This is a genomic window from Bradyrhizobium sp. CCBAU 051011, assembly GCF_009930815.1.
Lineage (GTDB): Bacteria > Pseudomonadota > Alphaproteobacteria > Rhizobiales > Xanthobacteraceae > Bradyrhizobium.
In genome coordinates this window covers 3,752,277-3,767,638 of record NZ_CP022222.1, presented here as the reverse complement: position 1 = coordinate 3,767,638, position 15,362 = coordinate 3,752,277, and the positions used below count along the sequence as shown (strand labels likewise).

Genomic DNA, 15,362 nt, shown 5'->3' with positions numbered 1-15,362 from the left:
ATGCGTTCGCTTTGGCTTCAAGTCGCGGCGGTCACCGCCATCAATCTCAAGAGCATTTCGCAGCGGCGCTGGCTCTCGCTCTCGACGGTGATCGCGATCGCGTTGGTGGTGATCGTGCTGCTGGCATTCCTGGCGATGGCCAATGGCTTCCAGCGCACCATCGCAGGCTCCGGCGCCGATGACATTGCGATCGTGCTGCGGGCCGGCTCGCAGGCCGAGATTAACAGCACGGTGAGCCGCGACCAGGTGCGGCTGATCGAGGACGGTCCCGGCATCGCCCGCGGCAGTGATGGCAAGCCCCTGATCTCGCCGGAACTCTATCTCGTGGTCGACGGCATCAAGCGTTCGACCAAGACTAAGGCCAATCTGCCGCTGCGCGGCATCGGCGAACAGGGCAGCGAATTGCGCAAGGGCGTTACCATCACCGCAGGCCGCATGTTCAATCGCGGCAGCAATGAGGTAGTGGTCGGCAAGGCGTTGCTGCGGGAGTTCGAGGGATTCGACATCGGCTCTACCGTGTCGTTCGGCTCCACGCGCTGGAACGTCGTCGGCGTATTCGAGGCCGGCGGCAGCGTGTTCGAATCCGAGATCTGGGCCGATCTCAATGTGGTGCAGAGCCTGTTCAACCGCAACAACATCGTCCAGACCGTGCGCGCGCGCCTCACCAGCCCCGCCGCGCTGAGCGATCTCAAGAACCATAGCGACACCGATCCGCGGCTGAAGCTCGACGTCAAATCCGAAGCCAGCTACTTCGCCGAGCAGGCCTCGCAAACCACCGATCTGATCCAGAAGCTCGGCTGGCCGCTGGCGATCGCGATGGCGCTCGGGGCGATCGCAGGCGCGCTCAACACGATGTATTCGTCGGTGGCATCACGTGCCACGGAAATCGCGACGCTGCGCGCCATCGGCTTCGGCGGCTTTCCCGCCTTCGTCGGCACGCTGGCCGAGTCGCTGTTGCTCGCCGCCATCGGCGGCCTGCTAGGTGCTGCTGCGACCTATCTGATCTTCGATGGCGTCACCGCCTCGACGCTCGGCGGCAACTTCACCCAGGTGGTATTCGACTTCAAGCTAAGTCCCTGGCTGATCGGTGAAGGCGTCGCGCTTGCGCTGATCGTCGGCCTGATCGGTGGACTGTTTCCGGCAGTCCGCGCCGCGCGATTGCCGATCGTCGAAGGCCTCTACGCGAACTGAACTTCTTGCTGCCGTTGAGGCCCTGTCGAACATCCAATGATTGCATTTGCCCTGATGACAAACTGAATCCGTGGGCGTAGCCTCCTCCAAAATAAAACATACGGGAGGAGTGGCATGCCAGACGCAGCGGTTGCGGCACGTTCTTCTGAAGCGGACAGCGGCACGACACAGCAAGTCGATGTCGCCGTCGTCGGCGCCGGGTTTGCCGGCCTTTATCTCCTGCATCGCTTGCGCAGGGCCGGCTTCTCCGCCGTTGTGATCGAGGAAGCCGGCGATGTCGGCGGCACCTGGTACTGGAACCGCTATCCCGGCGCACGCTGCGACATCCAGACCATCGACTACAGCTACACATTCGATCCCGATCTGGACAGCGCGTGGCAATGGTCGGAGAAGTACGCAACCCAGCCCGAAATACTCCGCTATCTCGGCTTCGTCGCCGACCGCTACGACCTGCGGCGCGATATCCGCTTCGGCACCAAGGTCACCGCGGCGAATTGGGACCAGACTGCGGAGCGCTGGCGGCTCACGACGAGCAACGGCGCGAGCGTTTCCTGCCGCTATTACATCATGGCGACCGGTTGCCTCTCCGCGCCGAAGCCGCCGGAGATCGACGGCGTCAAGGACTTCAAGGGCGAGGTCTATTTCACCGGCCGCTGGCCGCATGACGAGGTCAAGCTCGCCGGCAAGCGCATCGCCGTCATCGGCACGGGCTCATCTGGCATCCAGTCGATCCCGCTGCTCGCCGAGCAAGCGGCGCATCTCACCGTGTTCCAGCGCACGCCGAATTTCGCGCTGCCCGCGCATAACGGTCCGCAGCCCGACGATCGCAAGACCTACTTCGAAACCGACCGCGCTACCTATCGCGAGCAGGCGCGCTGGTCGCTCGCGGGCGTCCCCTACCCGCAACAGATGGCGGTGAGCTGGCAGTTGAGCGACGCCGAACGCCGCGAGCGCTTCGAGCAGGCGTGGGCCGCCGGCGATCTCGTCCACATCCTGACCCAGCTCTGGGCCGACCAGGGCGTCGACGTCGATGGCAATAGGCTGCTCGCCGATCTGATCCGCGAGAAGATCCGCGCGGTTGTGAAGGATCCGGAGACGGCCGAAGCGTTGACGCCGTACGACCACCCGTTCGGCGCCAAGCGTCCGTGCCTCGATACCAACTACTACGCCACCTACAATCGCCCCAATGTCACGCTGGTGAACCTGCGGCAGGAGCCGATCACACAGATCACGGCGTCCGGCATCACGACCGACAAACGCGCGTTCGACGTCGATGTGATCGTGTTCGCCACCGGCTTCGACGCCATGACCGGCGCCATCACGGCGGTGCATCCGATCACCGGCCGCGACGGCAAATCGTTGTCCGACGTCTGGGCCAACGGCCCGCAGACCTATCTCGGCCTCACCGTCTCCGGCTTCCCCAATCTGTTCCTGATCACGGGCCCGGGCAGCCCGTCGGTACTGTCGAACATGGCGGTATCGATCGAACAGCATGTCGACTGGGTGGTCGACCGGCTGGCAGCGATGCGCGAGGCCGGCTTCACAACGATCGACGCGACGGAGACCGCACAAGCCGGCTGGGCGCAGCACATGGCGGATTGTTCGACGCTGACGCTGCATCGGCTCGCCAACACCTGGTACACGGGCGCCAACGTGCCCGGCAAGGCGCAGGGCGTGATGCCCTATACTGGCGGCGTCGGCCCCTATCGCAGCATCTGCAACGAGGTCGTCGGCCGCGGCATGCTCGGCTTCAAATTGACCGGGCCTGATGTTGCCGAGCAGTGCAACGACGGCGAAGTGGTCCGCCTGCAGCCGGATGTGCGGCTGGTGCTGGGCATGCTGGCGGAGATGAACCTGCCGCAAATCGAGTCGCTCGGCTCGCAGGGCGCGCGCGACTTCCTCGCCGAATTTAACAAGGCCCGTCCTCCCGGCCGTCCCGTCGGCGAGGTCGGCGATGGCGTCGTGCACGGCGCCGATGGCCTGCTGCAGTATCGCCTGTATCGGCCGGCAACGCCGGGGCCGCATCCGATCGTGGTCTATTTCCATGGCGGCGGCTGGGTGCTGGGCGACGAGCAATCCGACGATCCGTTCTGCCGCGACATCTGCCGCCGCAGCGGCATGATCGTCGTCAGCGTCGGCTATCGCCATGCGCCCGAGCATCGCTTCCCGGCCGCGGCCGAGGACGGCTATGCGGCAACGCGCTGGATCGCCGAGCACGCGGCCGAACTCGGCGGCAGGCCAGGACCGGTGCTGGTCGCAGGCTGGAGCGCCGGCGCCAACATCGCGGCCGTCACCTGCCAGCTCGCGCGTGATCGCGGCGGCCCAGAGATCGCGGGCCAGCTCCTGGTGTGCCCGGTCACCGATTGCAGGTATGACCGCCCCTCCTACAACGAGAACGCGGTCGGCTATTTCCTGACGCGCGCGCTGATGTTCTGGTTCTGGGACATCTATTGTTCGCCCGCCGACCGCACCGATCCGCGCGCATCGCCGCTGCGCGGCAATCTGGCGAACCTGCCGCCGGCGTTCGTCGCAACCTGCGAGTTCGATCCGCTGCGCGACGAAGGCATCGAATATGCCGAGGCGCTGGCTGCCGCAGGCGTGCCGGTCGAGCAGCTGCAGGCGCGTGGTCACATCCACTCGTCGCTAATGATGGTGGACGTGGTGATCACCGGCGTCAGCGGTCGCGCGAAGATGGCCGAAGCCCTGCGCGGTTTCGCCGGGTTGCCGCGAAAGCTGGAAGAGAGTGGCGACGCCCCGCCGATCGCGGTCAACGCCGCGGCTGGATAGCGCGCACGGAATGACGGTCGCTCCGCTGCATCATCGAGCCCGTGGAGACAGCCCCTCACCCCTGCCCTCTCCCCGTGAAGAACGGGGAGAGGGAGACGACGGCACGGCGCAGGCCGAAACGAGTTCGCGTTGCTGGCGCTCCGTCATCCCCTCAGCAATGGGCGTTTGCAATACCAGCCGATGACTGATCCCCGGCTCGAAGAATGTCATGAGACTAGCAGACTATCATGCATTAGATTTTCTACGTTGACCGCTCAATTGATTTCGTTTGTCGTCGCCGGGACGCTCATCAAAAAAACGGAGAAAGCGGACCTCATGACCGGCACAGACGATGTCAGAAATATCGAAGGCGTGATCCACTCCTATCTCGACGGTCTCCACGAGGGCGACGCCGACAAGATTGCCAGCGCCTTTCATCCAACCAGCGCACTGACCAGCGTCACCGACGGCGGCGAAGTGACGATCACGCCGCGCGACACCTGGCTCGGCAACGTGCGGAACAGACCGTCGCCAAAGCAGCGTGGCCTGGCGCGCCACGACGAGATACTGTCGATCGATCTCGTCGGTCCGACGATGGCCTACGTCAAGCTCAAATGCGCCATCCCGCCGCGCTTCTTTACCGATCAACTGTCGCTGCTGAAGATCGATGACCGCTGGCAGATCGCGCAAAAGGTTTTTATGACCGAGCTGCGGGAGTGATTTCCGCAAGCTCTCTCCACTCCCTCTCCCCGCTCTTGCGGGGAGAGGGTCGGGGTGAGGGGCTACTTCCGCGGGTTCTGAGCGACGTGAGACCTGTACCCCCTCACCCGGATTGCTCCGCAATCCGACCTCTCCCCGCAAGCGGGGCGAGGTTGAAGAGGCCCGTGCGTCGCGACATGGAAGGAACCGGCGATGAATGTCCTCGACGGCTACATGGTCGATCCCCGTCTATCGCTGCTCGACAAGACGCGGATCCAGGCCCAGGTCCTTTTGCCCGTGTTGCGAGCGTTGCGCGCTGAACTGGGAGGGGAAAAAGCCGACGCGATCGTCAAACAGGCCTTGCGTGACTGGTCGAAGCAATTGTTCGCCGACGTCGGCGCGAGCGTCGAGGGCAGCGCGCGCCGCAAATGGGCGGCGATGCACACCGCGCTTGCCGACGTCAGCGAGCGCGAAGTGACGGTGGAAATGCGCCGGCAAGACAAGGAGGCGTTGGAATTCGACGTCACGCATTGCCGCTTTGCGGAATTCTTTCGTGCGCTCGGCGAGCCGGAGCTCGGCGCGCTGCTGGTCTGCGCCACGGATTTCGATATCGTTGCCGCCGGCGGCAGCGAGGTCAGCCTAAGCCGCGACCAGACCCTGATGCAGGGTGCGCCAAGCTGCACGTTCCGCTACGCCTTCGCGCCGCGGGAATGATTTCCGCGCCCAGTGGCCTCGCAGAAATCTCGTGAAAGCCATCGATAGTGGCGTATGATGCATCCCAACAAGCCCGGCTTGACCGCGCCAGCAAGGGAGAGCGCCGATGGCAGCGACAGCGGAGCAGATTTCGCCCTGGCTCAAGGGACGCTCATTCGCCTCATTGAAGGAAGAGTTCGACCGCAATGGCTACCTGATCTTCGAACGCGTACTTGCGCCCGACCGCGTCGCAGAAATCCGCGCGGCGCTGGCGCCGCATCTGGCGCGCGATCTGCTCGGCCGCAACGATTTCGAAGGCACCAAAACCAACCGCGTGTATGCCTTGCTGGCAAAGTCGCCGGTGTTTGCCGAGCTCGCGATCCATCCGCTCGCCCTGGCCTTTGCCGAAGCCGAGCTCGGCGACAGCTGCCTGCTGACGGCCATGCTCGCGATCAATCTTCATCCCGGCGAGACGGTTCAGCCGTGGCACTTCGACGATAGTAGCGTCAAGATACCGCGGCCCCGTCCGGCGCTCGGCATCTCTACGTTCTGGGCGATCGACGATACGACCGAGCAGAACGGCGCCACCGAAATCATTCCGGGAAGTCATCTCTGGGACGGACAATACATCGAGGGCGCGGTGAAACCTTCGCACTTCACCAACGAAGCCGAGCACGATGAAGGCAATCGAACGGACGCCATCAAGCTGACCATGCCGTCCGGATCGCTGGCGATCACCAAGGGAACGTTATGGCACCGCGGCGGCGCCAACCGGTCGGATCGGCCGCGGCTGATCATCACGCCGCAATATTGCGTCGGCTGGGTGCGACAACTGGAGAACATGGCACTCGCCGTCCCCGCCGATCTCGCCAGCCAATTGCCGGAGCGCGCACGCGAACTAATCGGCTACTCGATCCATCCGCCGTTCATGGGCTATGTCGACGGCGTTCATCCCAGGCGCTTGCTGCGGACGCATTGACGGATACCGGGCGCGGCACCTGGACGGGACGATCATCTGCACACGATGCCCTCGCAGGAAACGCATCGAACACGATGCGCTCGTCCTCCTTCTTCGCAACCTCTGAACTGGTTTGTGAAGTGCTTCACTGACAGGTACGCACTGGTCCGGCAAAGTAGAAACCGAAGGCATCGCACCTCGGAGTATATCTCCGTGCTGACAGTGATTGCAGGCCACCGAATTTTTCTCTGGCGATACAGCAGTTTGTCGCTACCGCCTGCGGCAGCGGCACGCAGCGCAACCGATCGCCCAACTGCCGTACGCACCTTTTGAAAACAGAAGCCACGACTGCCATTGCGACTAATTCATTTGAAGCGGGGGAACCGGAACGATGCGCTTCCTCGATCAACAGACCAAGGACAAGGTGCAGGCCGTAATCGACGCCAACGTGGCGCAATTGGCCGCGGTCGAGGGATTTGTTTCCGCGGAGCCCGGCTTTCCGATCATCGATGGCACCGTGCACAAGGAGCCGGCGGTCATCGTCTACGTGGCCCACAAAAAGCCGCCGACCAGCGTGCTGCCGGAAGAGCGCATGCCGCGGCAGCTCGGATCCTATCGCGTCAGCGTGATGCAAGCCGACCCGCTGCGGCAGGTCATGACGTTGATGAGCGATCAGCCCATCGCCGACAGCATCGCGGCTTCGGCTTCCGGCCTCACCTACAAGCCGATCACCGGAAACCCGATCAACGCAAAGTTCAAGATCAAGAAACCGATCGTCTGCCACATCGGTCCTGACGCCGGTTGGCCGGTGCTGCAGCCGTTCCTCGAGGCGACGAAAAAGACGCTTTCCGTCGCGATGTACGACTTCAACGCCGACTATATCGCGAAGAGCTTCATCGAGACGGTGCGCGACAAGGATCTCCAGGTCGTGCTGACCTGGGACGACGGCATGACCGAGCCGGAGACCAAGATCCGCACCAAGCTCAGGAGGTCCCTGAAAGACAACCTCGACGGCTTTATCGTGCGGTGCGGCGCCTCGCGCCGCTTCGCCAGCGCCTATCACGAGAAGGTCGCGGTCCGGGACTCCAGCGCATTCTGGCTGTCCAGCGGAAACTGGAGCTTGCGCAGCCAGCCGAACATCGACCCGATCGGAATCCCTGCCCAGGCGAAAGGAATGTACAGCAAGGGCAACCGGGAATGGCATGTCATCGTCGAGGACGAAAAACTGGCCAAGCTCTTCGAGCGCTACATCAAGCACGACCGCGATGGTTCGGAGGCCGAAGCGGAGAACGGCGAGGACGGCGTTCTGCTGGATGCGCAGGCCGCTGCCCGATTGCCTGATGTCTTTGTGCCGGTCGAGGCATTGTTCGACGCCGACGATGTCGCCGATACGCCGACGCCGATCGCCCCCGAAATCCTGCCGACCAGGCCCGGCGAGTTCGAGGTTGCGCCGGTCCTGACGCCGGACAACTACATCGCCCGGATCATGGAGCTGATCGGGAGCGCCAAACGATCGATCTTCCTGCAGTTCTCCTACATCACCTTCAGCGACAAGAAGATCGACAAGAAATTTACCGACATGCTCGCGAAGCTCGCCGAGCTCAGCAACCGCCCGAACTTCGACATGAGAATTATCGTCGGCAGCAACGGCGCCGGCGACAAGATCAGAAAGCTCGTGGAATCCGGCTTCAAGGAGACGGTATTCCGCAGCCAGAGCAGCATCCACAACAAGGGAATTATCGTGGACGGTGAAATTGTGCTGGTCAGCAGCGCGAACTGGTCCGGCGACGGCGTGCTGCGCAACCGGGACGCCGGACTGATCATCTTCAACAAGGAAATCGCGACCTACTACCAAAACGCCTTCGTGTTCGACTGGGAGAACCGCGCCAGCGCCTTCATCGAGGATGATCCACCGGTGACGGTCGCGCGCGACGGCGACGAGACGCCTCCGGGCATGGTGCGGATGTCATGGCGCGATTACTACGGCTAGGCGGCCGTGCCTTTATTAGTTGACGGCTTTGGAATTGCAACTCGAACTGTTTCGATACTGCACCCGCTAGCACATTCGGCGAATTACCGCCTGACCCCGTTTCATGATGGGAGAATGTTATGACCGATGGATTTCTGACAAGCGATACAACCGACACGACCTGGATCAAGCCGCTCGGCACGAACTGGAAGGAAGTCACCTACACCGCCGTCGACGGTCTTGCGGTGTTCGAAGGATGCATCATCCTTGGAACGGTAGCCGAGGCGCAGACCACCAAGAAGACGGTGGAAGACAATCCGGGCATCCTGCAGGACGACGCCCAAGCCTTGGGCGCCGGGATCCGTGGCGTCCAATTCCGCTGGAAGAACAACACAATTCCCTTCGAGATCGATCCCAATCTGCCGAACCAGCAGCGCGTACTCGACGCCATCAAGCACTGGCAAGACAACACGCCGATCAAATTTGTGAAGCGCAACGCGGCTGATCCCGCCCATCGCGATTTCGTCGTGTTTCGTCCCGGGAGCGGTTGCGCGTCCTCGGTTGGCCGGCGCGGCGGGCGGCAGGAGGTAATCCTGGGCAGCGCCTGCAGCACCGGCAACTGCATTCACGAAATCGGCCACACCGTCGGGCTTTGGCACGAGCAGAGCAGGAAGGATCGCAATCAGTTTGTGACCGTCAAGCTCGATGCGGTGCTACCGAGTGCCCGTCACAATTTCAATCAGCACATTCAGGATGGCGTCGACCTCCTCGCTTACGACTATGGCTCCATCATGCATTATCCGCGCAACGCGTTCAGCGCCAATGGCGAGGACACGATCATTCCGAAGAAGGCCGGCGTCGAGATCGGGCAGCGCAAGAAGCTCAGCGCCGGCGACATCGCATCGGTGAAGAAGCTCGTCACGATATGAGGAGATGACCGGTGGGACTGGTCGTCAAGAACGACAATGTCGAGGGCGCCGGCGTTCATGCGCTGATCGTCGGCGTCAGCGACTATCTCAACCTGCCCGAGGCCGGCGAGCCGTCCTCCGATGAGACGTGGAACCTCAACAAGCTCTCTTCGCCTGCACTCTCGGCCCTCAAGATCTTCGACTTCATCACGACGACCGGCTTGCGGCTGCCGCTGAAAACCGTTCGGCTGTTGCTCTCGCCGTCGCCGGCCGAGGTGCAGGTCGAGCCCCGGCTCGCCAACGCGACGCCAACCCGCGCGAACCGGGATGCATTGTCCAAACTCGCGGCCCAGTGGCGCAAAGACGCCTCGAACAATCCGGAGGACATGACTTTCTTCTACTTCGCGGGCCACGGGACGCAGCGCGGATCGGAGGATTCCGTGCTCATGCTCGAGGACTTCCTGACGAGCGACGCGCCGCTTAACGAGTGCTTCGAAATGCACAATCTGAAAAGCGGCATGGCGCCGACAGCTACACGCCCGAATATTGCGCTGACGCAATTCTACTTCGTCGATGCCTGTATGGACCGAAACGCAAAACTGAGGAGTTTTCTGAATCCGGCGGTCCCGCCGGTGTTCGGAATCGAACTCAGTGGCAAGGACAAGCGGGCGGCGCCGCTGATCTACAGCACGGTCGACGGCGCGTTCGCGCTCGGACGCAGCCGCAAGCCGAGCCACTTCGCCGAGGCGCTGACGATGGCCCTGAACCGTGGCGCCGAAGAGCCGGATGAGGAGACCGGGCAGTGGCCGGTGACGGCGACAACGATCAAGAACGCGCTGGATTTCTATTACACCAAGAACAATCTCGGGACGCTCGTGACCATGGGCAGCCTGGTTGGTTCGCCGGTGATCCGGTATCTGGCGGGCCCGCCGGATATCGACATATCCGTCGAGGTTCAACCGGACAGCCTGGGTCTGCCCTGCGCCATCGGCGTCCTCGATCAGAACAATGCCGCGGTTGCCGGATGCAACCCCGGCGCCAAGACGAAGTTTGGGCTCACCGTCCAGGCAGGAGTCTATCGGGTGGAAGTCAACGCAGGACGATTGACCTCAAACCCGTTCCGTTCGGCGCCGCGGCCGTTCATGAAGCCGACGCTGAAGCCCTGGACGCACAATCTGGCATCGCTGCTTAGGCCCCAGAACTGAGGCCCGCTCAGGAAAACTGTTATGGCCGATCCCAAAGCAACCCTCACGTTCAGGCTCGACACGCCGCCGAACCAAAGATGGAGCGGCGCCTTGCCGATCGAGGTGCGTGACGAGAAGCTCGTGCTCAGGGCACGCGGGGTCAGCGACGACACCCTGGAAGTGCCGCCGGGGCGCTACTACGTCACGGCGCTGCTTCCCAGCGGCGACCAGTCCACGGTCGACGACGTCGTGGTCGTCAATCCCGGCGAGAGCAAGCAGCTCAACATCGCGATCCCGGGTGTCGCCTTTCCTCCCAGCCTCGAAACCACGGACACGCTTTCGGATTCATTGTGGGAGATTTCGCGCCCGGTCACGCAGTATTTTTTCAGGCAGTCGTTTGCGCTTGTTCGCGGCAACTGGCTGGCCGACAAGATCTCCGGTACCGGCTCCCAGATCCCACTCAAGCGAGAGCCTACGACCCGGTCAAACCTGGATATCCCGTTTTCGCGCGAAGCGGTCTGGATCGAAATCGAGAGATCGAAGCAATACAATTATTTCGCCGTGCCGATCGACGAAGGCGGTTCAACGACGGTCGAATGGTCTCTGGACCTCAAGACCGACAAGCTCACCCTCGAGTTCGACTTTCACGACGGCGAACTGAACTCGTTGCTCGACTTCGCCAACAACAGCAAGGCGGACGAGGCACGGTCGATATCGCGCACGCTGGTCACCCGACCCGACTATTACGCTACGAAAAAGCAATCCCCGCTTCGCGCAACACTCGGCGCCTACGTGCTGATACGCGCCAACCAGCTCGAAGGCCTGGACGAGTGGACCGGCAATCTGGTCGCCTCCTATCCCTGGCTTCCGGACGCGCTCGCGGTCCGCATCGAGTATCTGGCGCGTAGCGGCCGGCACCCGGAGGCGCTGAAGCTGTTGCTGGAAATTCCGAAGTCGGGGGCGCCGCTGTTTCGTTCCGGTATCGGCTATCTGGCCGATCGCGCCAGGACCTACGCAAGATTGGCCCCCGAAGGCGAATCCAGCCTGCAAGTCTCGGCGGTCGAAATGGAAAAGCTCAAGCGGATCTCGCAGGTTTTCGGCGAGCTCGTGATCGCGCTGGACATGACCTTGTCGACATCAGCGCTTCGACGCGTCCCCGCGTTCAAATCCGAGTAACCGGCACCGTGTTCCCATCGGTCTGGTCGACCGTCCAGGGCACGGCGACCGTCGTCAGGAAGTCGCCGGGACCAGGGCGGTCCCGGTCCGCCCCCCGGATTTCCGCCGCCAGCACATAGCTGTCGCGCGAGCGGAAATCCCACTGTGCTTCCAAATGGAAGGGAATGCGATCCTGCCGTCCGCTGATCCCTTCGATCACGGTCTCCGCAATCCGCGTCGATAACGCGTCGATCAAGGTCACGTCATCGAGCCCCACGATCGCGGTCGCGCCGTCGAACGATTGCGGCGACGGGAGTTCAATCCAGCCACGAATCGAAATCTTGCGCATGGACCTTTCCTGCGAAGCGGCCGGTGCTGCCGGAACTTCGGGCCACAAATCGCGGCGCGAAGTTCTGGTGCGATCTACCCCGCCCTCGATGCTTGCGGCCGACGCGTGGCCGAAGGCATTGCCTGCGCATCGAAAACAATCCCCTCATACCCCCTCTCGGCGACCTCGGTGATGGCGGCGACATATTTCGGCGTGCCGCCATTGTAGACGAGGTAGCGGGTCTTGCCATGCTCGTGGCCGGGGATGTTGGAATTATAGCCGGTGAACCACGACTTGGCTTTGCGCATCAGCATGATGGCGTACATCTTGGTCACATGCGCCGTCCAGCGCGCCTGCGCCTCCGCCGTCGGTTCGGCCCGCGTATGCCCGCGCTCCCACATGTGGGCGAGCAGGCCCATGCACCATCCGACACCGTTCTCGATGCCGCGCGGAAAGTTCGTCGACGCCGAACCGCTCTGCGGGCCGGTTGGCATCAACAAATTCGGAAAGCCGTTGGCCATCATGCCGAGAAAGGTCGAGGGACCGTCGCGCCAGCGGTCAGCGAGTTTCACCCCGCCGACGCCGGTGATGTCGATCGCATCGAACGCGCCGGTGATGGCGTCGAAGCCGGTGGAGTAGACGATAATGTCGAGCTCATAGTCGCGCGCGCTGGTGCGCAGGCCCGTTTCGGTCACCCGCTCGATCGGCGTCTCGCTGATGTCGACGAGATGCACATTGTCGCGGTTATAGGCCTCGAAATAATTGGTCTCCAGCGGCACCCGCTGCACGCCGAAACCGTGATCCCTGGGGATCAGTTTTTCCGCCGTCACCGGATCCTTCACCCGTCGTCGGATACGCTCGGCGATGTAGGCGGAGAACTCCGCATTGGCCGCCTCGTCGGTAAAGATCTCGCGGAAATTGCTCAGCCAGATGCCGAAGCCGGGCTCGTCATAGAGCTTGTCCCACAGCGCGATGCGCTCCTCGCGGGTGGCCTCATAGAAGCCCCGCCTGTCAGGCTCGTGCTCGAAACCGCCGGGCGTGCGCCTGCAGGCGGCGAAGATCTCGTCGTAGCGCGAGCGGATGTCGGCCATCTCGGCGTTCGAGATCGGGCCGTTGTTGAGCGGCGCGCTCCAGTTCGGCCGCCGCTGAAACACCGTGAGTTCGCCGACCTTGTCGGCGATCTCGCCGATCACCTGGATCGCGGTGGCGCCGGTGCCGATGATGCCGACCTTCTTGCCGGCCAGCTCAAGCGGTTCGTGCGGCCAATGGAAGGTATGAAACGAACGCCCCTTGAACGCCGATATGCCCTCCAGCCGCGGCGGCGTCGGTATCGAGAGCAGCCCGACTGCAAGAATGAGGAAGCGGCAGGAGAGTTCGCGCCCGTCGTCGAGCCTGAGCCGCCACAGATGGCTGGCCTCGTCGAACGCCGCCGCCTCCACCTTGCGGTTGAACCGCATGTATTTGCGCAAATCAAACTTGTCGGTGACGTAGTTGAGATAGCGCAGATTCTCCGGCTGCGCCGAGAAGCGCTCCTTCCAGTGCCACTCGTTGAGCAGTTCCTTCGAGAACGAATAACCGTAGGTATAGCTCTCGGAATCGAAGCGTGCGCCCGGGTAGCGGTTCCAGTACCAGGTCCCGCCGAGATCGGGGGCTGCATCGAGCACGAGAGCATCCGCCCCAAGGTCGGCCAGCCGCTTGATCTGATAAATGCCCGACACGCCGGCGCCAACGACAACGACCTCGTAATGCGGCTTGATCTCCCCGGTCATGCACGGCTTCCCCCATTATTGTTTCTTGACGCCGACGATCTCTGCGCGGCCGGGCATCATTATAGCAATATCCGCGGCTTCCGCACTTGCGTCAGCATGCCGGGTTGCACCGCGAAATCGGCTCTAAAACAATGTTTGAAAGCGGGACGTAGCGATGACAAGCGGCAGGCTGGATCACCTAGGCACTCGGATCGGCGCCAATCTGCGCGTGCAACTGCGCGACATAGGGATCCTCGATCCCCAACGCCTGTAACTGCGTCGCCAGTTGCACGAGGTATTCCCGGTTGGTGCCGAGAACGCCTTTGCCGCTTGCGATCATTGCCGCGGTCTCGGCGAGCGGCAGTTCGCCGACATAGCTCGGGTGCGCGCGGTTGGAGACGAAGGCAAGCGCCGTGATCGGCCCCTGCGGCGTCGTCATCGGCACCATCGCCGGCGCATAGCCGCCGCGCAGCATCTCGCGGCGCCACAGGATCGCCGATTCCGCATGCACGGAATCCGCCGCGATGCGAAACGCCAATCCCCGGCAACACCCGGCCTGCGGCTCCAGCGACAGCATCAGCGCCGGATAGTCATGCGATCCACGGCCGAGATTGATCTTCAGCGTGAAGCGGCGCTGATAATTTTCGACGTCGGCAAGCCGCACTTCGGCGAAATGGAATCCGGGGTCCCACATCAGCGAGCCGTAGCAATAGATCCAGAGATCGTCGCTATCAGGGTGATCGCCGAGCACGGCAAGCCGCGATGCCTCGATCGCTTCGTCCGGCAGCCGCCAGCTCACCGGCCATCCTGCGGCCCGCGCCCGCTGCTCCCACATCGCAAACATTTCCGGCGTCAGGCGCAGCAGCGATTTTTCCGGCTGCGTCACCCGCGCGCGCAGATCTGGCAGATGAATGAACGCGTCCGCGGTCACGCCCGCCCCCTTGCAGATGCCTCGTTCATCTGCACTGTGCCACCGCGGAGCCTGGACGCCAATTTCAAACCGCGAGGTCTCGCAGGTCTTTATTTCATGACCAGACCAATATTTTTGGGGTCGTCATGATGATGCAGGAGGTCTATTGCGCCCTACCCCCGGCCATTCGATCGATCGGCGATGTGGTTCAATTGGTGACTGCTTGACAGGATGGTGTCTATCAGACTGAGCGTCTGCCGTAGATCGGCAATGGGGCTGTCGATATTACGCAGCGCATCGCCCATCGTGGTTGTGGTCCGCGCCACCGCCGTCAGGGAGCGCCGCAGCTTGCCGTCGCAGCCCGCCCATGTCTCGTCAATGTCGGCGAACAGACACTCGTAGCATGGCTCGAGATAGTCGTCGCAAACCTGAATGCGCCAGTGGCTGGTCTCGGTCTCCCGGTTGCGCATCAGTTCGCGCGCTACGGCGTGGGCATGCTCCCGCGCGGCAGCCTCGTCGCGAAATTCCTGACCCTCGACGTCCGGATAGGTCTGACGGCCCGCTTTCAGAATGAAATAGAACAGCGGCATGGTACCTCCTGCGGCGCGGACGTCCTCTTTCGAAGACGCGTGGTCGGATAAGACCATCGGAATGCGTCAATGGTCTAGAGATCGGACAGTTCCGCTATACGCAAGTATGACCGCATCCTTCTTACAACTTAGATGCGATCAATCGCCGAGGTTCCGAAGCCAATACGATCTGGCTCTTCAGCCCCGCGGCCCCCTGCTCTCTCCAGACGAATTTCAGAAACTGCTTCTGGTTCCTAACGGAAGCCGTCCATTGCAGAAAAACC

At 62.6% G+C, this 15,362-nt stretch carries 13 protein-coding genes; 9 read left to right on the top strand and 4 right to left on the bottom strand.

Annotated elements, in window-relative coordinates:
* From ACH79_RS17800 to ACH79_RS17760, 9 genes are all read left to right on the top strand, one after another.
* A complete protein-coding gene (locus ACH79_RS17800; protein WP_161852154.1) occupies window positions 1-1,191 on the top strand; it encodes an ABC transporter permease in 1,191 nt (396 codons plus the stop codon).
* A gap of 114 nt (window positions 1,192-1,305) precedes the next feature.
* Window positions 1,306-3,978: an alpha/beta hydrolase fold domain-containing protein gene (locus ACH79_RS17795; RefSeq protein WP_161852153.1), complete on the top strand. Its 2,673-nt coding sequence runs from the start codon at window positions 1,306-1,308 to the stop codon at window positions 3,976-3,978.
* A gap of 315 nt (window positions 3,979-4,293) precedes the next feature.
* Window positions 4,294-4,677: a nuclear transport factor 2 family protein gene (locus tag ACH79_RS17790; RefSeq protein WP_161852152.1), complete on the top strand. Its 384-nt coding sequence runs from the start codon at window positions 4,294-4,296 to the stop codon at window positions 4,675-4,677.
* A 192-nt stretch (window positions 4,678-4,869) separates the two neighbouring features.
* On the top strand, window positions 4,870-5,370 hold the full coding sequence (locus ACH79_RS17785) for an L-2-amino-thiazoline-4-carboxylic acid hydrolase (protein WP_161852151.1): 501 nt from the start codon (window positions 4,870-4,872) through the stop codon (window positions 5,368-5,370).
* Between the two features lie 106 nt (window positions 5,371-5,476).
* Window positions 5,477-6,328 carry a phytanoyl-CoA dioxygenase family protein gene (locus ACH79_RS17780; RefSeq protein ID WP_161852150.1) on the top strand — a complete coding sequence of 284 codons (852 nt, stop codon included), beginning with the start codon at window positions 5,477-5,479 and terminating at the stop codon, window positions 6,326-6,328.
* Between the two features lie 370 nt (window positions 6,329-6,698).
* Window positions 6,699-8,297 (top strand): phospholipase D-like domain-containing protein, encoded by a 1,599-nt coding sequence (locus tag ACH79_RS17775; protein WP_161852149.1) that lies wholly within the window; start codon window positions 6,699-6,701, stop codon window positions 8,295-8,297.
* 119 nt (window positions 8,298-8,416) lie between these two features.
* The gene (legP, locus tag ACH79_RS17770) at window positions 8,417-9,205 is read left to right on the top strand and encodes a Dot/Icm T4SS effector Zinc-dependent metalloprotease LegP (RefSeq protein ID WP_161852148.1); all 789 of its coding nucleotides are present in this window, start codon (window positions 8,417-8,419) and stop codon (window positions 9,203-9,205) included.
* 11 nt (window positions 9,206-9,216) lie between these two features.
* Window positions 9,217-10,389, top strand: a complete 1,173-nt coding sequence (locus tag ACH79_RS17765; protein WP_161852147.1) for a caspase family protein — start codon at window positions 9,217-9,219, stop codon at window positions 10,387-10,389.
* Window positions 10,390-10,410: 21 nt separating this feature from the next.
* On the top strand, window positions 10,411-11,544 hold the full coding sequence (locus tag ACH79_RS17760; protein WP_161852146.1) for a hypothetical protein: 1,134 nt from the start codon (window positions 10,411-10,413) through the stop codon (window positions 11,542-11,544).
* Here the strand turns inward: ACH79_RS17760 and ACH79_RS17755 are convergent.
* The 4 genes from ACH79_RS17755 to ACH79_RS17740 all read right to left on the bottom strand — a co-directional run bounded on the left by ACH79_RS17755 (window position 11,531) and on the right by ACH79_RS17740 (window position 15,099).
* Window positions 11,531-11,872 (bottom strand): hypothetical protein, encoded by a 342-nt coding sequence (locus ACH79_RS17755; RefSeq protein ID WP_161852145.1) that lies wholly within the window; start codon window positions 11,870-11,872, stop codon window positions 11,531-11,533. The two genes, ACH79_RS17760 and ACH79_RS17755, sit on opposite strands and share 14 nt — an antisense overlap.
* Before the next feature lie 74 nt (window positions 11,873-11,946).
* The gene (locus ACH79_RS17750) at window positions 11,947-13,620 is read right to left on the bottom strand and encodes an NAD(P)/FAD-dependent oxidoreductase (protein ID WP_161852144.1); all 1,674 of its coding nucleotides are present in this window, start codon (window positions 13,618-13,620) and stop codon (window positions 11,947-11,949) included.
* Between the two features lie 178 nt (window positions 13,621-13,798).
* The gene (locus ACH79_RS17745) at window positions 13,799-14,530 is read right to left on the bottom strand and encodes a gamma-glutamylcyclotransferase (protein ID WP_161852143.1); all 732 of its coding nucleotides are present in this window, start codon (window positions 14,528-14,530) and stop codon (window positions 13,799-13,801) included.
* Between the two features lie 152 nt (window positions 14,531-14,682).
* On the bottom strand, window positions 14,683-15,099 hold the full coding sequence (locus ACH79_RS17740) for a hypothetical protein (RefSeq protein ID WP_161852142.1): 417 nt from the start codon (window positions 15,097-15,099) through the stop codon (window positions 14,683-14,685).
* Window positions 15,100-15,362 lie beyond the last annotated feature (263 nt).

Coding starts and splice junctions, on each gene's coding strand:
- ACH79_RS17800 (WP_161852154.1), top strand. CDS start 1: ATGCGTTCGCTTTGGCTTCAAGTCGCGGCGGTCACCGCCATCAATCTC.
- ACH79_RS17795 (WP_161852153.1), top strand. CDS start 1,306: ATGCCAGACGCAGCGGTTGCGGCACGTTCTTCTGAAGCGGACAGCGGC.
- ACH79_RS17790 (WP_161852152.1), top strand. CDS start 4,294: ATGACCGGCACAGACGATGTCAGAAATATCGAAGGCGTGATCCACTCC.
- ACH79_RS17785 (WP_161852151.1), top strand. CDS start 4,870: ATGAATGTCCTCGACGGCTACATGGTCGATCCCCGTCTATCGCTGCTC.
- ACH79_RS17780 (WP_161852150.1), top strand. CDS start 5,477: ATGGCAGCGACAGCGGAGCAGATTTCGCCCTGGCTCAAGGGACGCTCA.
- ACH79_RS17775 (WP_161852149.1), top strand. CDS start 6,699: ATGCGCTTCCTCGATCAACAGACCAAGGACAAGGTGCAGGCCGTAATC.
- legP (WP_161852148.1), top strand. CDS start 8,417: ATGACCGATGGATTTCTGACAAGCGATACAACCGACACGACCTGGATC.
- ACH79_RS17760 (WP_161852146.1), top strand. CDS start 10,411: ATGGCCGATCCCAAAGCAACCCTCACGTTCAGGCTCGACACGCCGCCG.
- ACH79_RS17755 (WP_161852145.1), bottom strand. CDS start 11,872: ATGCGCAAGATTTCGATTCGTGGCTGGATTGAACTCCCGTCGCCGCAA.
- ACH79_RS17750 (WP_161852144.1), bottom strand. CDS start 13,620: ATGACCGGGGAGATCAAGCCGCATTACGAGGTCGTTGTCGTTGGCGCC.
- ACH79_RS17740 (WP_161852142.1), bottom strand. CDS start 15,099: ATGCCGCTGTTCTATTTCATTCTGAAAGCGGGCCGTCAGACCTATCCG.